This is a genomic window from Streptomyces manipurensis, from assembly GCF_049570255.1.
Taxonomy (GTDB): domain Bacteria; phylum Actinomycetota; class Actinomycetes; order Streptomycetales; family Streptomycetaceae; genus Streptomyces; species Streptomyces manipurensis.
Window position 1 is genome coordinate 611,757 of sequence record NZ_CP186950.1, and the last position, 19,801, is coordinate 631,557.

The 19,801-nt window shown below is 75.4% G+C and carries 17 protein-coding genes and 1 pseudogene; 11 read left to right on the forward strand and 7 right to left on the reverse strand.

What is annotated here, in order from left to right; all coding sequences use genetic code 11:
* Positions 1-157 precede the first annotated feature (157 nt).
* The 7 genes from ACPU2J_RS02985 to ACPU2J_RS03015 all read left to right on the forward strand — a co-directional run bounded on the left by ACPU2J_RS02985 (position 158) and on the right by ACPU2J_RS03015 (position 8,065).
* Positions 158-1,423 (forward strand): FAD-dependent oxidoreductase, encoded by a 1,266-nt coding sequence (locus tag ACPU2J_RS02985; RefSeq protein WP_423832681.1) that lies wholly within the window; start codon positions 158-160, stop codon positions 1,421-1,423.
* A gap of 145 nt (positions 1,424-1,568) precedes the next feature.
* Positions 1,569-2,108 carry an FABP family protein gene (locus tag ACPU2J_RS02990; RefSeq protein ID WP_420081847.1) on the forward strand — a complete coding sequence of 180 codons (540 nt, stop codon included), beginning with the start codon at positions 1,569-1,571 and terminating at the stop codon, positions 2,106-2,108.
* Positions 2,109-2,265: 157 nt separating this feature from the next.
* On the forward strand, positions 2,266-3,078 hold the full coding sequence (locus ACPU2J_RS02995; RefSeq protein WP_423832682.1) for a polysaccharide deacetylase family protein: 813 nt from the start codon (positions 2,266-2,268) through the stop codon (positions 3,076-3,078).
* A gap of 155 nt (positions 3,079-3,233) precedes the next feature.
* Entirely contained in the window at positions 3,234-3,752 is a 519-nt protein-coding gene (locus tag ACPU2J_RS03000) for a proline dehydrogenase (protein WP_361607455.1), read from the forward strand.
* Positions 3,753-3,870: 118 nt separating this feature from the next.
* Positions 3,871-4,767: a sigma-70 family RNA polymerase sigma factor gene (locus tag ACPU2J_RS03005; protein WP_361607458.1), complete on the forward strand. Its 897-nt coding sequence runs from the start codon at positions 3,871-3,873 to the stop codon at positions 4,765-4,767.
* A 428-nt stretch (positions 4,768-5,195) separates the two neighbouring features.
* On the forward strand, positions 5,196-7,262 hold the full coding sequence (locus ACPU2J_RS03010; RefSeq protein WP_361607461.1) for an RICIN domain-containing protein: 2,067 nt from the start codon (positions 5,196-5,198) through the stop codon (positions 7,260-7,262).
* Positions 7,263-7,408: 146 nt separating this feature from the next.
* Complete coding sequence (locus tag ACPU2J_RS03015) at positions 7,409-8,065, forward strand: hypothetical protein (protein ID WP_365496036.1); 657 nt, start codon at positions 7,409-7,411, stop codon at positions 8,063-8,065.
* A 16-nt stretch (positions 8,066-8,081) separates the two neighbouring features.
* Here ACPU2J_RS03015 and ACPU2J_RS03020 read toward each other — a convergent pair whose 3' ends face one another.
* Entirely contained in the window at positions 8,082-9,026 is a 945-nt protein-coding gene (locus ACPU2J_RS03020; RefSeq protein WP_423832683.1) for an ATP-grasp domain-containing protein, read from the reverse strand.
* A 177-nt stretch (positions 9,027-9,203) separates the two neighbouring features.
* On the opposite strand from ACPU2J_RS03020, the gene ACPU2J_RS03025 reads away from it, so the two are divergent.
* Positions 9,204-10,196, forward strand: coding sequence for an endonuclease/exonuclease/phosphatase family protein (locus tag ACPU2J_RS03025; protein ID WP_423832684.1), 993 nt, complete (start codon positions 9,204-9,206; stop codon positions 10,194-10,196).
* A gap of 18 nt (positions 10,197-10,214) precedes the next feature.
* Here ACPU2J_RS03025 and ACPU2J_RS03030 read toward each other — a convergent pair whose 3' ends face one another.
* A complete protein-coding gene (locus ACPU2J_RS03030) occupies positions 10,215-10,964 on the reverse strand; it encodes an SOS response-associated peptidase (protein ID WP_423832685.1) in 750 nt (249 codons plus the stop codon).
* Between the two features lie 73 nt (positions 10,965-11,037).
* Positions 11,038-12,597 carry a DUF6056 family protein gene (locus tag ACPU2J_RS03035; RefSeq protein ID WP_423832686.1) on the reverse strand — a complete coding sequence of 520 codons (1,560 nt, stop codon included), beginning with the start codon at positions 12,595-12,597 and terminating at the stop codon, positions 11,038-11,040.
* A 370-nt stretch (positions 12,598-12,967) separates the two neighbouring features.
* Between ACPU2J_RS03035 and ACPU2J_RS03040 the strand changes: the two genes are divergently transcribed.
* Positions 12,968-14,446 carry a hypothetical protein gene (locus ACPU2J_RS03040; RefSeq protein ID WP_423832687.1) on the forward strand — a complete coding sequence of 493 codons (1,479 nt, stop codon included), beginning with the start codon at positions 12,968-12,970 and terminating at the stop codon, positions 14,444-14,446.
* Between the two features lie 111 nt (positions 14,447-14,557).
* Here the strand turns inward: ACPU2J_RS03040 and ACPU2J_RS03045 are convergent, their stop codons facing one another.
* Both ACPU2J_RS03045 and ACPU2J_RS03050 read right to left on the reverse strand, forming a co-directional pair.
* On the reverse strand, positions 14,558-15,046 hold the full coding sequence (locus ACPU2J_RS03045; RefSeq protein WP_361606853.1) for a hypothetical protein: 489 nt from the start codon (positions 15,044-15,046) through the stop codon (positions 14,558-14,560).
* Between the two features lie 158 nt (positions 15,047-15,204).
* The gene (locus tag ACPU2J_RS03050) at positions 15,205-17,436 is read right to left on the reverse strand and encodes a PIG-L family deacetylase (RefSeq protein ID WP_420081838.1); all 2,232 of its coding nucleotides are present in this window, start codon (positions 17,434-17,436) and stop codon (positions 15,205-15,207) included.
* A gap of 334 nt (positions 17,437-17,770) precedes the next feature.
* On the opposite strand from ACPU2J_RS03050, the gene ACPU2J_RS03055 reads away from it, so the two are divergent.
* On the forward strand, positions 17,771-18,145 hold the full coding sequence (locus tag ACPU2J_RS03055) for a VOC family protein (protein ID WP_420081837.1): 375 nt from the start codon (positions 17,771-17,773) through the stop codon (positions 18,143-18,145).
* A gap of 138 nt (positions 18,146-18,283) precedes the next feature.
* Here ACPU2J_RS03055 and ACPU2J_RS03060 read toward each other — a convergent pair.
* Positions 18,284-18,385 (reverse strand): annotated as a pseudogene (locus ACPU2J_RS03060) (IS5/IS1182 family transposase); the annotation flags it as partial.
* 220 nt (positions 18,386-18,605) lie between these two features.
* On the opposite strand from ACPU2J_RS03060, the gene ACPU2J_RS03065 reads away from it, so the two are divergent.
* A complete protein-coding gene (locus tag ACPU2J_RS03065) occupies positions 18,606-19,112 on the forward strand; it encodes a DUF6193 family natural product biosynthesis protein (RefSeq protein WP_423832688.1) in 507 nt (168 codons plus the stop codon).
* A gap of 80 nt (positions 19,113-19,192) precedes the next feature.
* Here the strand turns inward: ACPU2J_RS03065 and ACPU2J_RS03070 are convergent, their stop codons facing one another.
* On the reverse strand, positions 19,193-19,720 hold the full coding sequence (locus ACPU2J_RS03070) for an SUKH-4 family immunity protein (protein ID WP_423832689.1): 528 nt from the start codon (positions 19,718-19,720) through the stop codon (positions 19,193-19,195).
* Positions 19,721-19,801: the final 81 nt, after the last annotated feature.

Below are 19,801 nucleotides of genomic sequence, written 5' to 3' on the forward strand. Positions count from 1 at the left end.
GTAGACGGCCGCGCCGGGGTAATCCGGCGAATCCCACCGGAAGACCCACCCGGCCGCCGGTCGCGGCGGGGCGCGACCCGGCCGTTCGGGGTCCCCGTGCCGGGCGGCCGGTCGTGGAACAGTCGTCCCAGCAGCCGTCGGAGGAGAAGGTCGGTCAATGGCGAAGCGAAGCACAGCGGGCCCGGTGGTCGTCGTCGGAGCGGGGGTGGCCGGGCTGGCCTGCGCCCTGGACCTGGCCCGCGCGGGCACGCCGGTGCGCGTGCTGGAGGCGTCGGACGGGGTGGGCGGGCGGATGCGCACCGACCGCGCGGACGGGTTCCTGCTGGACCGCGGGTTCCAGGTGTTCAACACCTCCTACCCGCAGGTGAAACGCCGCATCGAGCTGGCCGCGCTGCGGCTGCACCCGTTCACGCCGGGCGTGCTCGTGCACACTCCGCGCGGGCGGGTCCGGTACGCGGATCCCAGCCGCCGGCCCGGGGACGCCCTGCGCATGCTCACCGGCCGGCACACCACGGCGCGCGGCGCCGCCTCGCTCGGTGCGCTGAGCGCCACCGACGCCCTCGCCCCCGTGCGCGCGCTGCGGGCGCTCCCCGAGCGGACGACACGTCAGGAGCTGGCGCGCTGGGGGGTTCCCGAGGAGACCGTGGAGGGGGTGCTGTGGCCGTTCCTGGCCGGGGTGTTCCTGGAGGACGGGCTGGAGACGTCCAGCCGGATGCTCCACCTGACGTGGCGCAGCATGATCCGGGGCAGCCTCACGCTGCCCGCGGCGGGCATCGGGGCGGTACCGGAGCAGCTCGCGCGGGGACTGCCGGCCGGGGCGCTCACGCTGGAGGCGGCGGTGGCGGCGGTCGATCCCGGAGGCGTCACGCTGTCCGAGGGTTCGCGCGTCGAGGCCGCGGCCGTGGTCGTCGCGACCGACGCGCCCGCGGCCGCCCGGCTGCTGCCCGCGCTCGACTCCGTCCCCACGCGCACGGTGACCACGTACTACCACGCGAGCAGCACCTCGCCGCTGCGCGAGCCCACGCTGCTCCTCGACAGCCGGCGGCGCTTCCTCAACTCCTGCGTGCTGACGGAGGTCTGCCCCTCGTACGCGGACGACCGTCGCGCGTTGGTGTCCACGTCGGTGCTGGGCCCCGACGCGCCGGGGCGCGCGGCGGCGCTGCTGCCCGTGCTCTCCGAGGCGTACGGGACGGACGCGGACCGCTGGCAGCCCGTGGCGGCGGTCACCGTGCCGGCGGCGCTGCCCGCGATGGCGCCGCCGCTGAAGCTGAGCCGTACCGGCCGGGTGGCGGAGGGGCTGTACGTGTGCGGGGACCACCGGGCCACCGGATCCGTCCAGGGCGCCATGGCCTCCGGGGCCCGCACGGCCCGGGAGCTCCTGGCCGACCTGGCCGGCCGTGGCGGCCTCGGCCACCGGCCCTGACCCGACGGCCCGGGCGGGCGTCCGCGGGCGGGCGTCCGCGGGCGGGCGTCCGCGGGCGCGGCAGTAGGCTGCGGTCCGGGCGCTGCGACATCCCGGCGGACGGCCGGACAGACGGCCGGACGGCCAGACAGAAGACAAGGTGCACATGTTCGAGCCGGTGCAGGACAATCCGTATCCCGACAGCCACGTCCTCGGCGAGGGTCCCGACCCGCATCCGCTGCTGGGGCCCGTCCTGCCCCTGCTGGGACGCTGGCACGGCAGCGGGGAGGGTGAGTACCCGACGCTGGAGGCGGACTTCCGCTACGAGCAGGAGGTCACCTTCAGCCATGACGGACGGCCTTTCCTGCGTTACGAGGCGCGTGCGTGGCTGATCGACGGTTCCGGAGCCGCGGTGCGGCCCGCCGGGCGGGAGGCGGGGTGGTGGCGGGTCACTCCCGACGCCACGCTGGAGGTGGTCCTCGCCCACCCCACCGGCATCGTCGAGACCTGTGTGGGGCGGGCGTCCGGCGCGGAGTTCGTGATCGAGACGAAGGACGTGTCGCTGACCCCGCTGGCCAAGGAGGTCACCGCGACCCGGCGGCGCTACACGGTGGAGGGGGACCGGATGACGGTCCTCCACGACATGGCCGCCGTCGGCCGGCCCCTCCAGCACCACCTCACGACCCGCCTGCGCCGCCGCCCGTGAACGCGTCACCCGAGTGCCCCGCCCGGGCTGCGCCCGCTGCGGGCGGCTCCGTCGCATAGTCGACTGGACGCTCGGGCGTCCGGTCGCCGCACCACCTCCTCACGGCCGCCGGGCCCGGGCGACGGCGCGGTGAGACGAGGGAGCGACAGTGGCAGGGATGCGACGACGGACCGCGCTGGCGGCACTGCTGGCCGCGGGAGCCGTACCGGCCTCCGCCCGCCTGGCGTACGGCGCGGCCGCCGGCCCGGCGCGAGCGGCCGCCGACACCGGCACCGGCACCGAGGCCGGCGGCGGCCCGCGGCCGCCGGCCTCCCTGCTCGGCGAGGAGATCCGCAGACTGCCCACGTCCCGCAGGGAGGTGGCGCTCACCTTCAACGCCGCCTGGGACGAGGCCGGGATCGCCGAGGTGCTGGAGGTCCTGCGGCGGCGCGGACTGCCCGCCACCTTCTTCCCTACGGGCGCGTTCGCCGACGCGCACCCCGCCGCGGTGCGCGCGATGGGCGCCGCGCACGGGCTGGGCAACCACTCCTACAGCCACCCCTTCTTCGACGACCTCGGCACGCAGGAACGTGCGGAGGAGGTGCGGCGCGCCGACGCCGCGATCCGGCGGGCGTCCGGCACGGAGCCGCTGCCGTTCTTCCGTTTCCCCTACAGCTCGACGACCGAGGAGTCCGTGGCCGACGTCAACGACCTCGGCTACGCGGCGATCGAGTTCACCGCCGACACCAACGGCTACCTCGGCCCGCAGGGCGGGATGACGGCGGCGGCCGCGGCGGGCCGGGCCATCGACGCGCTCGGTCCCGGGGCGATCATCCAGATGCACGTCGGCAGCAACGGCGACGGCGTCGTCCTCGACGCCGAGGCCCTGCCCCTCGTCATCGATGCGGCGGAGGAGGAGGGCTACCGGATCGTCGACCTCCGGGAGTTCCTCGTCCCGGCTCGCGCGGCCACCCCCTCCGGCGCCGCCTGAGCCCCCCCGAGCCGGACCGCACGGGCCGCACGGTCCCGCGGCGCACCGAAACCGCCCCGCCCCGGCGGTCGTTGCGACGGGCGGGCCCGCACCACCGTCCGTCGATCCCGCCCCCTCATGCCGGCGGAGGGGGCGGGCACGGCAGACTGGGGTGCATGGACTCAGGACTCGCCGCACTGCTCGGCGCCGCCGTCGGCTCCGTGACGACGCTCGGGGCCGCGATCGTCAACGGCCGCGCCCAGGCCAGGTCCCAGTACGCCCAGTGGAGCCGCCAGCACCGCCGCGAGGCGTACGTCGGCTACCTCAGCGCCCTGCACGACCGCGACATCGCCATGGACGCCGTCCTCGACGCGCTGCGGTCGGACCAGCCCGACCTGCCCGCCCTCGACGAGAGGACGAGCCGGTTCGTCACCCTGGCCCGCGAGGTGCACCGGGCGTGCGAGCTCGTCATCATCGAAGGTCCCGCGCCCCTCGCGGAGGCGGCGGAGCGGGTGACGAACGCCTCGGCCGGACTCTCCTCCGTCATGCGGCGGTTGGCCGAGGCCGCCCGGGCCGGGGACACCTCCCGCAGGGCGGAGGACCTCGCGCTCGCCGCGGAGCGGGAGCGCGCCCTCTACGAGGCGGTGAAGGAGTTCCGCCTCGCGGCGCGCGAGGGCATCGACGACGCCCGCTGACCGGGCCCGCAGGCTGCCCCGCCCCGGCGGTCGTTGCGACGGGCGGGGCCACGGGTGCCGGTGGGGCGGCTATCGTCCGCGGGGGGACTGACGCATCGCGCGAACGGGGACGTGACGAGTGGGCGGGAACGAGGAGCTGGCACGGCGTTTCGAGGAGCACCGGCCCCATCTGCGGGCCGTCGCCTACCGGATGCTGGGCTCGCTGGCCGAGTCCGAGGACGCCGTGCAGGAGGCCTGGATCAGGCTGAGCCGTTCGGACACCGGCGCGGTGGAGAACCTGGGCGGCTGGCTGACCACCGTGGTCGGCCGGTTGTGCCTGGACATGCTGCGTTCGCGGACCACCCGGCGCGAGGATCCGCTGCACGGGGAGGACGGGCGGGTGCGGCTGCCCGACCCGGTCGTCAGCCGCGCGGACGGGCTCGATCCCGAACAGGAGGTGCTCCTGGCGGACTCGGTGGGCATCGCCCTGATGGTGGTCCTGGAAACCCTGACGCCGGCCGAGCGGCTGGCCTTCGTCCTGCACGACCTGTTCGCCGTGCCCTTCGACGAGATCGCCCCCGTACTGGGGCGCGGCGCCGCGGCGACCCGTCAGCTGGCGAGCCGGGCCCGCCGCCGGGTCCAGGGCGCCGTGCCCTCACCCGCCCCGGACCGTGAACGGCTGCGGGCGATCGTGGACGCCTTCCTTTCCGCCTCGCGCGGCGGGGACTTCGAGGCCCTGATGGCCCTCCTGGACCCGGACGTCGTGGCCCGCTCCGACGGTGGCGCGCTGCGTCCCGGCCTGGTGCGCCGCGGTGCGGCCGAGGTCGCCTCGCAGGCCGTCACCTTCGCCCGGTTCGCGGAGGCCGCGCACCCGGTCCTCGTCAACGGGCTGCCGGGCGTCCTCGCGATGGCGGAGGGCAGGGCCCTGTCGGTCATGGCCTTCACGGTGCGGGACGGCCGTATCACGGCGCTGGACATCCTCACCGACCTCGAGCGGCTGGCGCGCCTCGATCCGGTCGCCCTCGGCGCCGCCTGAGCACCGCGCCCCTCCGCCGCCCCGCGCTGCGGCGGACCTGGGGCTAAACCTCAGTTCTTCCTCAATCGGCCGCCGTTCGGCGCCGCTTCGGCGGGCGGGACGGCGGCGAGCGGAAGGACTCGCTCCTCACCGGTCGTGACCGAGGCAATTCACCAGGTAGCAATTAGGTGAATTACTGACTGAATTCCCGTCAACAAGCCTTCACCCCATATCTCGATTTGATAACAACCAGTCCCGAAAGGCCTGGACCATTGGGGTGCGACGCGCGTAACTGGCCTTTTTTTATTGCCAATTGACTGTTCGTCAAATCAAGCCGACAGGTAACGGAATGATTTCTCGACGCGCGCCCCCGTTTGTCCGAATTCTCCGGCGCGTCCGTCTGGCAGGCTTCCGCGCACCCAGTCATCCGACAACGATTTGAGGTGCCCATGACAGGACGTCGTAGACGCCCGACCGCCGACCACCGCCGCAAACCGCGGCGGTTGGTGCTCGCCACCGCCGCCCTGGCGGCCGCGGGAATGCTCGCCGCGGGCATCGCCTACTCCGGAATCGGCGACGGCGCCCAGGCTGCGGACACCGTGGAAGCGGCCGCCGCCCCCAGCGCCTCCGCCCCGGCCGCGGCCCCCCATCGCGACCAGGAACCGGAGCCCCTCACCGCCGCACCCGCCAACGAGAGCGCGCGCGGCATGGTCTACGACGGCCTGGAGCCGGCGCCCAAGGGCGACCGGTGCGCAGGCGTGTACAAGACCGACAGCGGGCTCTGCAGCCACGGCCCCGACGCCCCGCCCAAGGGCATCGACATATCGAAGGACGTGCCGCCGGCGGTCAAGGAGACGGCCCCCGCGGCCGACCCGGCCAGCCCCGCGTCCGCCGACCCCGCCACCAAGGAAGGCGGCGGCCGGGCACAGGACGCGCCCGCCGCCGACGGCGAGGCGACCAAGGCCACCGCGCCCGAACCGGCCGCCGCCGAAGGCACGCAGGCCGTCGCCGCGGGCCCCGCGGGCCAGACCGTCCAGTGCGACGGGGACGGCAGCACCGGCAACCGCGTCCAGGTGGTGTACGTCCACGCACCCGGCCAGGACCGCTACTCCCAGTACCTCGCCTCCTTCCGCAAGTGGGCGGCCGACGCCGACCTCATCTACGCGAACAGCGCCAAGGAGACCGGCGGCGTACGCCACATCCGCTACGTGACGGCCGCGGACTGCACCCCCACGGTGCTCAACATCGAGCTCTCCTCCTCGGACCTGGCCGAGTTCAGCGCGACCAACCGCGCACTCGCCGCCAAGGGGCTCGACCGCCGCGACCGCAAGTACATGATCTTCGCGGACAGCAAGGTGTACTGCGGCATCGGCACCTTCGCCGGCGACGAGCGTCCCGGCCAGGCCAACCAGAGCAACTTCGGCCCGTCCTACGGGCGTACGGACTCCGGCTGCTGGGGCGGCCACACCGCCGCGCACGAGCTCGGGCACAACCTGGGCGCCGTGAACAACAGCGCGCCCAACACCAGTCGTGGCGCCCACTGCACCGACGAGTTCGACGTCATGTGCTACTCCGACACGCCATACTACCCGCAGATGCGCAACATCTGCACCAACCAGGCGTCGGAGAACATCCTGGACTGCAACCACGACGACTACTTCCACACCAGTCCCAAGGCCGGAAGCTATCTGGCCACGCACTGGAACATCGCCGACAACCAGTTCCTGATGCGCACGAAGGGCGGCGGCGGCACCGACCCCGGTCCCAACCCGAACCCGACGCCGACCAAGAAGCCGTCCCCGACGCCGACGAAGAAGCCCTCCGGCGGCCCCACCGCCACGGCCGGCGACATCAAGGCCGACTCCGTCGTGGTGAGCTGGCCCAAGGTCGAGGGCACCGCCTGGTACCAGGTGATGCTGAACGGCAAGCACCTGACGTGGGTCCAGTCCACGGTGCTGCGCATCTACAACCTCAAGCCCAACACCGCGTACACGGTGACGGTCTCCGCCCGTGACGGCTCCGGCAAGGACAGCGGGCCCGGCAAGGCCGCCTCCTTCCGTACGACCGGTGGCGGCGGCGGGGCGACCACCCCGGGCAGCCGCTACGTGCTCGGCAACGGCAGCACCGGCATGGCGGCCGAGATCTGGGGCGGCCGCACCGCCGACGGCGCCGTACTGGTCGGCGGCCGCACCAACGGCTACGCCCAGCAGCAGTGGTACTTCGACGACGCCGGCAACGGCCAGGTCCGCATCCGGTCCGCCGTATCGGGCAAGTGCCTGCAGCCCGGCGCCGCACCCGCCGCGGGCATGTGGGTGGCCCAGCAGCCCTGCGACAAGGCCAAGGCCGCGCAGGCGTGGAAGATCACGACCCGCGGCAGCGCGGTGACGGTGACGGACCCGAGCGGCGGCTTCGCCCTCACCGTCAGCAACCGCCCCTACTGGGGGAACTGGCTGCTCGACCTCCAGCGTGCGGACGGCCGCGCCGCCCAGGCCTGGAACCTCCAGAAGGCCGGCTGAGCATCGGCCCGAGGGTCACGGGGCGGCGGCTCCCCTGCGAGCGCCGCCGCCCCGCGCACCCGTGACGCCGTGAACCCGCCCCGGCGGACGGCCGCCCCGCGCGGCCGTCCGCCGGTTCCCCTCATCTCGACCGGAGCACCTCGACGATGCGCATACGAATCGCTCTCTCGGCCGCCGTGACCGCACTCGGCCTCCTCTTCCTGCTTCCCTCCGTGGCCCACGCCCACGGCGACACCCTGAAGGTGGTGGTGACCGGGCAGCGGGCGGGCCACGTCACCACCGAGATCACCTGGGAGAACGACGGGGACGCCGTCGACGAGGCGGTGTCCGCCACCGTGAACGCGGTGAGCGTCGACGGCACCCGCACCCTCGGACCGTGGGTCCTGGTCCGCGACCCGGCCGCCGCGCCGGCCGGATGGACCACGGCCGAGGTGCTGCCGCCAGGTTCGTGGAAGGTCAGCGTCGACGTCGGCTTCCCGGCACTCGGACACGGCGAGCTCGAGGTCGGCGTGCCCGTGGTGGACCCGGCCCCCGGCACCGCCGGCGGCACCGGGACGACCGGGGCCCCGACACCGGTCGCCTCCGCCCCCGCCCCGGCGCCCACCACCGCGTCGGGCGCGCAGTCCGCGTCCGCCCAGTCCGCGGTGCCGCCGTCCTCCCCGGCGCCGGCCCCGACGGCGTCGAGCGCCGCGGAAGGGGACGCCGTCTGGTGGACCACGGCGGGCGTGGCCGTGACCGCCCTGGCCGGGGCGGGCGTCGGCCTGCTCCTGCGCCGTCGGCGGCTGCGCCGCCGCCTGGGGTGACGGGAGCGTAGGGCCCTCAGGCCGTGGCCTCCCCGGCCACGGCCTCCCCCGGTTTCCCGGGCTCCCCGGCGACCGCGGCCGTGACCGCGGCGACGAGCCTGCCGAGGCCGTGCGGGTCCGTTCCCAGGAACAGGTTCGGCTCGATGAGCTCCAGTTCCATCACCACCGGTTCCCCCTCCGCGCCCAGCGCCAGGTCCACCCGGGCGAACAGCGGTCCGTCGGGACCGGGGACCGCCGCGAGCGCCGCCCGCGCCGTATCGAGCTCCGCGGCGGTGGGCCGGTACGGGGCGACGCCCGGATGCGCGACCCGGGCGTTGTCGACCACGCCCGGCTCGGTCAGCAGGGGCCCCTTGCGGATGGCGTGACTGAACGCTCCCCCGAAGAACACCAGCGCCCGCTCCCCCTCCTCCACCCGCCGCAGGTACGGCTGGACCATGGCCGTGCGCCCCTGCTCCCGCAGCATGCGCACGTGGCGTGCCGCGTCCGCCAGCTGTCCCGGCTCGTAGCGCGCGGTGTCCCGGGCGCCGGCGGACACGGACGGCTTGACGACCACCGCCCGCCCGGCCTCGAAGTCATCCTCGGCCCAGGGCGCGCCCGGTTCCACGAACCGCGTCGGCACCACGGGGACCCCGCGGGCGGCCAGCTCCAGCAGGTAGCGCTTGTCGCTGTTCCAGCGCACCGTCGCCGCCGGGTTCCACAGCCGGGTGACCCGGGCCGCGGCGTCGGCCCAGGCCAGGAACTCCTCCAGGCGTCCGGCGTAGTCCCAGGTCGAGCGGATGACCGCGAGGTCGTACCGCTCCCACTGCGCGTCGGCGGCGTCCCACGCGACCGACCGCGCGTCCAGTCCCGCGGCGCGCAGCGCCTCCACGATCAGCGGCAGGTCCGCGTCCTCGTGCTCGCCCACCGTGCTCGTCACGACGGCGACCCTCGCGGCCTCCGCGCCGACACCGGCAGCTCTCATCGCGGCTCTCCCGGTCCTCGTTCCGGGCCGCCCCCTGCGGCCCCGGCCGTCACTCTCGCACACGCCCCGTCCGGGAACCCGGGCGCCCGCTCCGGCGTCGTACCCGGCGACCCCGGTACGTGTGAGCGCGCGGGCGCGGGTCCGGAGGAACGGCAGCGGGGCGCGGGCGGGAGGCCGGTGGACGGAACGGGTGGGGGTGCGCGCCACCACGGCGGCGGAAGGTGGCGGGGGCCGGACGCCCGGGGCCGCTCGCCCCTGGTCCGCGGCCGTGTTCCGGCGGCGGTGGCCGTCGCGGCCGCGGGGCTGACGGCCTTCCACCCCGCGGTACCGGACGCGGGCGGTCTCGGCAGTCTGCTGGAGGCGTTCCTGCCCTGGCTCGGCCTCGTCGTGCCGGTCCTGTTCGTGACGGCCCTGGTGCGTCGCTCCGCCGTCGCCCTGGTCGTCCTGCTGCTGCCCGCCGCCGTCTGGGGCGCGCGATTCGGCCCGCTGCTGCTGCCGGCGGACCCCGGAGCCGCGGACGACCTCGTGGTGGTCCAGCACAACGTCGCCGACGACAATCCGGACCCGGCCGGCACCGCGGCCGCCGTGGCCGCGGCCGCACCGGACCTCATCGCACTGGAGGAGCTGACCCCGGCCGCGCTCCCCGCCTACACCGCGGCCCTCGCCGGGGAGTACCCGCACCACGCGGTCGAGGGCACGGTCGGGCTCTGGTCGAAGCGTCCGCTGACGGGCGTCCGGCGCCTGGACATCAGGCCGGCCGGCATCGGCGAGGACTGGAACCGGGGCCTGCGGGCCGTGGTGGGCACCGCGCGGGGCGAGGTCGCCGTGTACGTCGCCCACCTGCCGTCGGTCCGGATCCGGGCCGGCGGGTTCGCCTCCGGGCTGCGGGACGCCGGCGCCGCCCGGCTGGGCGCGGCCGTCGCCGCCGAGGAGGTCGAGCGGGTGGTGCTGCTCGGCGACCTCAACAGTACGGTGGACGACCGCGGACTCGCCCCGGTCACGGCGCTGCTGGACGCGCCCCGGCGGGGGTTCGCCCTCAGCTGGCCCGCCGCCTTCCCGGTCTCCCGCATCGACCAGGTCCTGGCCCGCTCGGTGACGGTGACGGGCATCCGGTCGCTGCCGGCGACGGGCAGCGACCACCTGCCGGTGGCCGCCCGGATCAGGCTCTGAACGCGATGCCGTACCGGGTCAGCGGCCCGGACCCGGGGTCCCGTCCGGGAGGTCGAGGAGCTCGGGGCCGTTGTTGCGGACGTTGTTGACGGCGGTGGAGACCGCCCGGACGTCGAGTCTGCCGCCGGCGGGTGCGGCGAGCAGGGCGCGCAGCTCGTCCGCGTCCTGGTGGGAGGGGTCCAGCCAGGCCTCGTAGTCGGCCGGGGCCAGCGCGAGCGGCATCCGGGGGTGCACCCGGCCGGCCGAGTCGGTGGCCTCGGTGGTGATGACGGTGCAGGTCGCCCACCAGGCCGTGGGATCGTCGTCGGGGACGGCGGGGTCGCGCCAGAACTCGTACAGTCCGGCCATCGCCATCACCTCGCCGCCCTCGGGGCGGATGAAGTAGGGCTGCTTGTAGGCCTTCGCCGTGCCGGAGGCCGGTACGGACTCCCACTCGTAGAAGCCGTCGGCCGGCAGCAGGCAGCGACGCTTGGCGAAGGCGCGCCGGTAGGCCGGCTTCTCGTGGACGGTCTCCACCCGCGCGTTGATCATCTTGGCTCCGCCGGAGGGGCTCTTGGACCAGGAGGGCACCAGGCCCCAGCGCAGCGGCCGCAGCCGGCGCTCCAGCAGCCCGCTGCCCCGGTCCGCCCGCTCCAGGACGGCCCACACCGTGTCGGTGGGGGCGACGTTCCAGCTCGGCTCCAGTGCCTCCCCCGGGTCCGGGGGCGCGGCCTGGAAGAGGCCGGAGAGGTCTTCGGGGCTACGGGTGGAGACGTATCGGCCGCACATGCCCCCACCCTGCCACCTGATCCGCCCTCCCGTCGGGCGCACCGCGAAACGGCCGGCGCGGGATGCGCGTCGTTCAGCGGCGGTGGATCCGGTCGACGCCGTACCAGCGCGCCACGCAGGCGGCGACCCAGTCCCGGTCGTAGGCGCGGGTGTAGAAGGGTTCGGCGAGGTTCCCGATGGGGAGCGGCCGGTAGCCCACGTCCGTCGCTCCGCGGGCGATCTCCGCGCGGATGCGGGCGTTCTGGGCGTCCCAGGCGACGGCGCGGGTGACGGTCGTCGTCGTCAGGTCCCGGACGGCCGGCACGAGGACGGCCACGGAGGCGAGGGTGAGGCAGCCGGCCGCCGCCGCGGCCGCGGTGAGGACGGTGCCCGCGCTCCGCGTGCGGGCGGCGGTCCACCGCCCGCCCCAGGTGCCGAGCAGCACGCCGTAACCGCAGAGCGCCAGTTCCATCAGGGCGAGGTGGCTGGTCCAGGTGCGGGCGTACGTCCAGCCGTCCGGGCCGTAGCCGCTGCGCAGCCCGACGACCACCGCGAACGAGCCGAGGAGCAGGACCGGTACGGGGAGCAGCAGCAGGGCCACCAGCGCCGGGCGCGGGACGGTGCGGCCCCGCCGCGGGCGGACGGGGGCGTGTGCGCCCCGCCCGCGGCGCAGGGCCTGCCCGAGGCCGAGGAGGACGCCGACCGCGGCGGCCCCGAGGTAGGCCCACTGGCCGGTGACGGTGTCCCACATGCGCAGCCAGTCCTCGATGGTGGCGTGCAGCTCGCCCGAGGAGAGCAGGGACTCCTTCTCCGGCTGCTGGGCGCGCCGCCAGCGGGCACCGGGTGAGGTGTAGAGCACGACGAGGCCGCACAGCAGCCCGGCGCACCAGAGCAGGCACCAGGTGGCGGGGCGTCCGTCGCGGGTGAGCCCCCGCCGGGGCAGCGCGAGCAGCGCGACCGCGGCGGCGAGCAGACCGCTGACGAGGGCGAACGGTTCGCTGAGGGTGCCCATGGCGAAGCCGACGAGGAAGGCCGCCGCGAAGCCGGCGGCGCGGGCGGGCGCGCGGGGCTGCCGGACGGTCCACACGCCCAGCAGCAGCGCCCACACCCCGATGACCGCGGGCACGGTGTGGGAGATGGTGGCCGGGGCCCACAGCAGCACCTGGTAGGTGCGGGTGCCCGCGTAGAAGAGCAGCGCCTGGACGACCAGGGCGGCGGCGGTCAGGAGCAGCGGGCGCGGTCTGCCGCCGAGGAGCCGGGTCAGCTCCCGGCCCAGCAGCACGAGGCCCGCGGTGAACGCGACCACGATGACGGTCGGGAGAAGTCTGGTGCCGAGGAAGCCGTCGCCGTAGACGATCCCGCTGAGGAAGGCGTTGGTGATCCTGCCGTTCTGGGTGGTGTAGAAGTCGGACGTGATGCCGAGGACCCCGAGGTCGCGGGCCTTGGCCGCGGCGCACCAGTCGTCGGACGTCGGGCGCAGGTAGAGGCCGAGGAAGCAGCCGACGGCGAGGAGGCCTCCGGCGGCCGCGACCAGGACCGCGCCGATGCCGGGCAGGACGCCGCGGGGGCCGGGGCGGCGGCGGGCCGCGCGGCCGGAGCCGGAGGCGGGGGTGCGGAGGTCCTCGTCCTCGCCCTCGATCGCAGCCGTACTCATCCACCACCCCTTCGCAGCGCGGGCCGGCCGGAGGGGAGGCCGGGAGCGCCCGCCGTCCTCGGGGTGACGGCGGGGCGCGGATTCCCATGATGCGCACGGCCCGGCGGGCCCGGCATCCGGGGATCGGCATCCGGGGACCGCCGGGCGGGGAAGCGGCGCCGGACGTACGCGGTGTCCGCGGTGCGCGGGGCGTACGCGGTGCGCGGGGCGTGCGGGGGTACGGGGTCCACGAGGCGTGCGGGGTCCACCAGGCGAGCGGGGCGTACGGGGCTCACCCGGGCGGCGGGCGTTCCGTGGCGGCGCCCCACCCGCTCTCCGAGGATGGGGATCCGGGTCCCCGCGTCCGGCGGCCCGACGGAGGGAGTCCCCGATGCCCCGTGTCCTGTTCGTCCGGTGGGCGTGTGTCACGGCGGCCCTCGGGGGCGTGACCGCCGCCCTGTGCGCTCCCGGCGCCCCCGCGGGGCGGCCGTCCGGCGACGGGCGGGCGGTGCACTCCGCCGGGCAGGCGGGGCATCCGGCCAGGGGCGCCGTGCCCGGGGTCCCCTCCCCGGTGTCGATGCTGGCCGCCCCCACCGTCGGGCTGCTCGCCAACGCGGCCTCCGCCGAGGGCGTCGCGGCGTCGACCGCGCAGGGCGCCCGGTACGTCGAGCGGAGCAACGTCCTGCGGCTGCCCGACGGCCGGTGGACGTACCTCCCGGAGAACGCGACGGCCTCCGTCGTCGTACCCGCCGACGATCCCGCGGCGCTGGCACAGATCGGACGCAGCCGGGCCTGGCTGGCCGCGGGCACGGTCCCGGGCGCCACGCCGGCGCGGCGCGAGGCGGCCGCGCGGGCCCTGCTGTCCATGCGGGCCCTGCTCCGGCCGAACGGCGCCCTCGCCGCCGGGTGGACCGACGGATGGAAGTACTCGTGGCCGCGGGACTCCAGCTTCGTCGCCGCCGCGTTCGCACACACCGGCCACGACGCAGAGGCCTACCGGATCCTGCGCTACAGCGCGGCGACCCAGCGCCGGGACGGCTCCTGGGAGGCGCGGACCCTGCTCGACGGGTCCGGCCCGCCGGACGCCAGGCGGTGGCAGCTCGACGCCGACGGCTGGGTGCCGTGGGCCGCCTGGCAGTGGTACCAGCAGGCTCCGCGGGCGGACCGGCGCGCCCGGCTGCTCGCCCTGTACCCGATGGTCCGCCGGGCCGCCGACCACGCGGCGGACTCCCTGCGGGCGGACGGCCTGCCGCCGCCGTCCCCGGACTACTGGGAGCTGGCCACGGCCACGCCCAACATCGGCACGGCCGCTCCCCTGCTCGCCGGGCTCCGCGCCTCGGCGGACCTCGCCCGGCAGGCCGGGCGGCCGCAGGACGCGGCACGCTGGGACCTCGCCGCGGGGCGGCTCTCCGCGGGGATCGCGGCGCGCTTCGCCCCGCTCGGCTACCAGCGGACCATCGACGGCCGCCACGGTCACGACAGCGCGGTGGCGTTCATGGCACCGCCCTTCAACCGGGCGCCCGCGGGCCTGGCCCGGGCGCTGGACGCCTCGTACCGGGCGCTGCTCCTGCCGACGGGCGGGCTGACGCCCGGGACCGATCCCGACGCGCCCTGGGGCGGGAACGCGTGGACGCCGAGCACGTCCTTCTTCGCGCTGGCGTGGGCCGGGACGGGGCGGCCCGCACAGGCCGGGCGGGTCGTGGACTGGGTCCTGTCGAAGCGGAACGCGCTCGGCGAGCTGCCGGAGAAGGTGGACCGGGAGGGGCGGGCCTCCTCGGTCGCACCGCTCGCCTGGACGGGCTCGATCGTCGTCCTCGCCCTGGCCGCACTGGACCGCCACGGGCTGCCGACCCCGCCCGCGCGGGGCTAGGTCGTGTCGTCAAAGTCCCGTCTGGTCGCCCTCCGGGCGGCCGACGCCACTTCGACGACACTTCCTAGGCCACAACCCGGCCGGGCCCTGCGGAGGGTCGGACGAGGTGTGTCAGAGGGGGTCCCTGGCGTCCCCGGCCGGCGGGGCGGTGCGCGCGGCCCGCAGGGCGTCGAGGAGGTCGCGGTAGGCGAGCCGCTCGGCGGCCACCGCGCGGGAGAACGGCGGGAAGTGCGGATCGCTACGGGCCCGGGCCTCCCGGGCGGCGATCGCGCGGGCCTCGCGCGCCCGGTCCAGCTCGTTCATGGCCGCGACGTACCCGTGGTCGAGGAGTTCGTGGTCGAGGACCTCGCCGAAGGCGCGCTCGGCGAGCCCGCCGAGCCGGTCCAGGTCCTCCACGCAGCTCTCCGGGACTGCCTCGTCGCAGCCGTCCTCCAGGGCCCGGGACAGTGCGGCGAGGGTCTTGCCGAGTTCGGGGTAGCCCCAGTCCGGCGCGGTCTCCCGTACGCATCCCGCGGCGAGCGCGGACAGGACGGCGAGCGAGGCCACGGTGCGGGCGGTGCCCGTTCGCGTGGGTCCGCAGGGGAGGGAGCGTGGCGTCATGGGAGCCCCGTTCGGCGATGGTGGACCTGCCTGCGCCGGGCCGCGGCCCGGCCTGCGCCGCTCGCCCGTCATCCTCACCCGACGCGTCCGGTCCTGCCACCGGAGGGACGGGCAGCGGCGGGCGGGGAGGGCAGCGGGGGGGGCGGGACGGTCCGGGTCTACGGGCGGTGCTCCGCCGCGGCGGCCGTGTCCGGTGCCGCGGCCTGCGCGGTCGTCCTGGCCGTGACCGCGCGGTGCCACGGGAGGGGCGGGCGGCTGTTCACCGGCTCGGATCCCGGCGAGGGGGCGGACAGGACGTGCAGGCCCGCGTCCAGGCCGAGCGCCGCGGCGACCGCCGTGCCGTCCGGCTCGGCCACCGCGGCGGGCGAGCCGGTGAAGAGCATCTGGGACTCGCGCCAGACCGGCGCGCCGGCCGACGCCGACCCCGACCCCGCCGCCGTGGCCGGTGCCGTGGTCGTGACGCCGACCGTGCCGGCTCCGGCCCGGCCGGCGAGCAGGGGGCCCGCGGCGCCGACACCGCCGTAGCCGCCCGCTCCGCCCGCTTCGGTGACCGGGGAGAACCGCGGCGCCGGTGCGTCCGACGTGGCCAGGGTGGTGGCGACGGTCCCGGTGCCGGGGAGCCGGAAGTACAGCCGGACGCCCCCGCCCTCCGGGGCGGCGGAGAGCGGACCGGTGCCGGTGGGCAGCCCGGTCGGGAACGGCCCGCCGAGCGGGGCGCCGGGGGCGGGCCGGGTCCAGGCGAGGACCGACGTGGCCGTGGCCGCGTACACGTGGGTGCGCCCGGCGGCGTCGGTCGCGGTGACCGGGTCGCCCTGGAGGCCCTTGCCGCCGAGGGACTGCCAGGCGCCGAAGGTCCCTCCCGGGGAGGTCTGGGTGCGCAGGCGCAGGGTGCGCCGCGAATCGCGTACGTACGCGGTCATCCGGCCGTCGGCGTCGACGGAGACGGCCGGGGCGCTGATGGCGGAGGTCCCGGAGATGTCCGCGGTGTCCGGGGTGCCGAGCGACTGCCAGGGCCCGAAGGCTCCGCCGGGCGCGGCCTGGACGGCGTAGACGACGGTGCGGCCGTACGCCTGGGGCGTGGCGCCGAGGGTGGTGCGGGTGCCGAACACGGCGATCCTGCCGTCGGGGAGCCGGGCCGCCGTCGCGCCGGTGTCCATGCCGGTGCCGGGCAGGAGGTTCGGGCCCTCCCAGGAGCCCCGGGGGCCGCTGCGCGACCAGTACGCCATCCGGCCGTCCAGGACGGCGAAGGCCCACAGCCGGCCGGGGACGCCCTCGGTCATCCAGGTGGTGCCTTCGCCCCGGCTGTAGCGGATGGCCCGGTTCCAGCCGGCTCCGGTGGGCCGGGTCGCGGTCTTGCGGTCGCCGCAGCCGGCCGGGCTGCCGCACCAGTCCTCGCGGTCCGTCCAGGCGTAGGTCTTGAGGTAGCCGAGCTTCTCCTCGGCCGTCCGCGGGTCGAGGACCGGCGGCAGGGCGCTGTTGGGGTAGCTCACATAGTTCTGGACGGTGAAGTGGGGCCGCCCGGCGGAGCGGGCGTAGCGCTCGGTGGCCGCCTGCACGAAGCGGGCGCCGTACATGTGGTCCTGGTGGTCGTGGAAGGCGCCGCCGCCCTCGGCCCGGCCGGGGGTCGGGTCCTGCGTCCGTACGGTGGTCGGCCGGTAGCGCTCGAGGACGCCCGCTATCGCGTCCACGGCCTGGTCCTTGGTGTACGAGAACGGGGCCCGGACCGGTGTCCCGGAGGTCAGCTGGGAGCCGAGCGCGGGGACCTTGGCGTCCCATAGGCCGCGCAGGCTGTCGGGGTTGTCGCCGGAGATGCTGCGGGCCTCGCGCAGCTGCATCCACACCAGGTTGACCTCGGGCCGGGCCAGGAGGACGTCGACCTCGGCGCTCCCGCCGCCGGCGGTGGGGACGGCCGCTCGCCGCCAGGCGCTGGTCCGGCTGCCGGTGGCCATCTCGGCGTAGGCGGCGCGTATGCCGTTCTGGCGGGCTTCCGCGTAGGCGGCGCGGTCGGCGGGGGCCGCGGGGTCCTCCAGGTGCGGGCTGTGGGCCTCGTTCCTGCCGTCGGACTCGCCGGACGTGAGGTAGACGGTGGTGACCTTGACGCCGGTGGCTATGGAGCGGCTGAGGTCGGGGTTCATGAAGAACAGGTCGTCGTCGGGGTGGGCGACGAGCTGGACGACGGAGCCCTCGGTGACGCTGGGGCGGACCGCGGCTTCGGGAGCGACCTGCGGCTGCGCGCTGCCGTGTCCGGAGGCCCAGGTCGTCACGCCCAGGGCGCCGACGGTCAGCGCGACGAACAGGGCCGCGAGGCGGGTGCGGCTGGGCAGGGGCATCGACAAGGCCTTGAGGATCGGTCCGGTGCGGGGTTCCGCCGAGGGGAGGTCGGTCGGCACCCCTCGGCTCCACTGCTTCCGGAGACGACCGGGGCCGATTATGTATCGCGTGTCTTGCCCTGACACACCGTCAAGCGACAAATGAAACGAGTCGACTTGATTGCCGGGAATGAGGAGATTTGTCCCTTTCGGAGGCGCCTGACGTGCGACGTCGCAATCGTCGGCCTGGCCGGTCGTGAGCGATGTCACGCCCCCGCCGCCGCCCCGTGTGATCCGGCCCACCGGCGCCGGCGGCCGCGCCGTGCGCCCCTCCCGGATCGGGGGGACCATGGACCGTGCAGGGCCGCGTGCGGCCGCACCGGGCGCGCCGGGCGGACGGAGGGAGCGACACACCATGCTGGGAGCCAGCGAGGCGTTCAGCGGATTCTCGGTGGACTCGATCGAGAACGTGCGGGACTTCTACAGCTCGATCCTGGGCCTGCGGGTCTCCGAGGAGAACGGAATGCTGGTCCTGAACCTCCAGGGCGGCACCACCGTCCTCCTCTACCCGAAGGAGGGCCACTCCCCCGCCACGTTCACCGTGCTGAACTTCCCCGTCCCCGACGTCGACGAAGCCGTAGACGGCCTGGCGGCCCGCGGGGTGGTCTTCGAGCGATACGAGGGTTTCGGCCAGGACGCGAAGGGCATCGCCCGCGGGGACGGGGGCCCGGCGATCGCCTGGTTCAAGGACCCCGCCGGCAACGTCCTCTCCGTCCTCCAGCCCGACTAGGAGCTGGCGGGTCGATCATGTCCGAAGCCGGATGACGACTGCTGCGGCGGCCAGGCCCGTCGACCGCGTTACGGAGACCGCCCGGCCAGACCCCAGGGCGCTTCTGCGCCCGCTCGGGTGCTCGCGGACAGGCGGGGCGGGTACGTCGTTGGTCTGCCCCGGGGTGAGGACAAAGCACAGCGGGCGGCAGCGGCTGTCCGCCGCGAGGTGGATCTCGGCGGTCGTCAGGCCGGAGCGATTCGGCCACACTGGTGCGATGAACTTCGGGGCGGGGCTTGGCGAGGGTGGCTGGGACGATGACGGAGCCCTCCGGGCTGCGCTGGGGCGTACGGCCGAGGGACTCGGGCTTGGCCTGCCCGAGTCGGACAGGAAATGGGGTCGCCTCGCTGAGTACGTCAACGCGAGGAGCGGTCGGCGCGTGCTGGTGTATCCGCCCGGAGATGGGCGTCGGACTTTCCAGGTGAACCTCCTGGACAAGGGCACACGTCTGGCCTGTGGGTGGACCGCAGACCTGGCCGAAGCGGTCAGAGCGACAGCGGCGTGGACGGGCGGCGCGGGCCTCGAGGAGACCAGAGCGCGCACCCCGTTCATCCGCTTCAGGCCCTGGGCCCTCGACCACGAGCGGGAGCCGTTCGGTGAGGTCGAGTTGACGTGGTGCGCCAAGCTCGACCGCATCCACATCCCGCCGGACGACCGGCACCCACGCCCCCACGCGCTGCTGGCGGCGGCGTACGCCCAACCGGTGCTCCGCCGGCTGATGCCGGTCAACAGTCACTTCGACCTCTGGTTCTCCACCAGTGTCGAGGAGGTCTGGAAGGCGCGGGTCGGGTACGGCATCCGCCCGTACGACGAGGGGCTGTACGGGGTGCGGAACAAAGGCGGGCTGGTTGCGCGCACCGAGACGCCGGAGGAAGCCGTCGCCCTCGTGGTGGCCGCCCTCCCGGAGGAGCTCGGGCCGGCGAGCTGAGGCCGAAGACCGCGGGCAGCGCGGGGCTTTGCAGCACGGGCAGTCGGGACGACCACCCTGACATGCCGAGGGCAAGATCCTCAGGACACACCCCGGCCCCCGGCGCTCCCGTCGGCCTGCACGGGCCCGAGCACGCCCAGCTCGACTTCTTCGAACACGCGCGACCACCACGAGTCCTCGTCGGTGAAGACCGGCGGATCCGCCCGTCGGGCCCGCTCGATGACGCCCGCCGCCCAGTCCTCGTAGTCGTCGTCCTCGTCGCTCCTGCCGGAGTGGAGGAACCCCTCCCAGATCCGCAGCACCTCGACGAGGTGGTCCACCGATGTGCTGACCAGCCCGTACTGCTCCTCCGCGGCGTCGTACCCCCTGACCATCCACACCTCGCCACTGCCGGTCAGCAGCCAGTAGGTGTTGACGCCGTCGTCGAACGCGCCGAGGAACACCGCCCGCCCGGCGGGCAGCTCGCGGACAGCGAGCTCCCTGTCCCGGTCACGGACGAACATGCGGTGGCAATCCGCCGGCAGCCCCTGCTCGACGAGGACGCGGGCCGCGCGGCCCCGCACCCCGACGGTGGCGAGACGGTGCTCGTCGTACGGCAGCCAGACCATGCCATCCACCTGTGCACCCAACCCTTCGCGCCCGCCCTCTGCGGTCGGGCCGATCCTGCCAGACCGGCGCGGCGGGCCGGC

What these genes read in the sequence shown, in the direction of transcription:
- ACPU2J_RS03035 (WP_423832686.1), bottom strand. Translation starts at nt 12,597, where the DNA reads ATGAGTACGGCTGCGATCGAGGGCGAGGACGAGGACCTCCGCACCCCC.
- ACPU2J_RS03045 (WP_361606853.1), bottom strand. Translation starts at nt 15,046, where the DNA reads ATGACGCCACGCTCCCTCCCCTGCGGACCCACGCGAACGGGCACCGCC.
- ACPU2J_RS02995 (WP_423832682.1), top strand. Translation starts at nt 2,266, where the DNA reads ATGCGACGACGGACCGCGCTGGCGGCACTGCTGGCCGCGGGAGCCGTA.
- ACPU2J_RS03010 (WP_361607461.1), top strand. Translation starts at nt 5,196, where the DNA reads ATGACAGGACGTCGTAGACGCCCGACCGCCGACCACCGCCGCAAACCG.
- ACPU2J_RS03015 (WP_365496036.1), top strand. Translation starts at nt 7,409, where the DNA reads ATGCGCATACGAATCGCTCTCTCGGCCGCCGTGACCGCACTCGGCCTC.
- ACPU2J_RS03070 (WP_423832689.1), bottom strand. Translation starts at nt 19,720, where the DNA reads ATGGTCTGGCTGCCGTACGACGAGCACCGTCTCGCCACCGTCGGGGTG.
- ACPU2J_RS03030 (WP_423832685.1), bottom strand. Translation starts at nt 10,964, where the DNA reads ATGTGCGGCCGATACGTCTCCACCCGTAGCCCCGAAGACCTCTCCGGC.
- ACPU2J_RS02985 (WP_423832681.1), top strand. Translation starts at nt 158, where the DNA reads ATGGCGAAGCGAAGCACAGCGGGCCCGGTGGTCGTCGTCGGAGCGGGG.
- ACPU2J_RS03020 (WP_423832683.1), bottom strand. Translation starts at nt 9,026, where the DNA reads ATGAGAGCTGCCGGTGTCGGCGCGGAGGCCGCGAGGGTCGCCGTCGTG.
- ACPU2J_RS03000 (WP_361607455.1), top strand. Translation starts at nt 3,234, where the DNA reads ATGGACTCAGGACTCGCCGCACTGCTCGGCGCCGCCGTCGGCTCCGTG.
- ACPU2J_RS03040 (WP_423832687.1), top strand. Translation starts at nt 12,968, where the DNA reads ATGCCCCGTGTCCTGTTCGTCCGGTGGGCGTGTGTCACGGCGGCCCTC.
- ACPU2J_RS03055 (WP_420081837.1), top strand. Translation starts at nt 17,771, where the DNA reads ATGCTGGGAGCCAGCGAGGCGTTCAGCGGATTCTCGGTGGACTCGATC.
- ACPU2J_RS02990 (WP_420081847.1), top strand. Translation starts at nt 1,569, where the DNA reads ATGTTCGAGCCGGTGCAGGACAATCCGTATCCCGACAGCCACGTCCTC.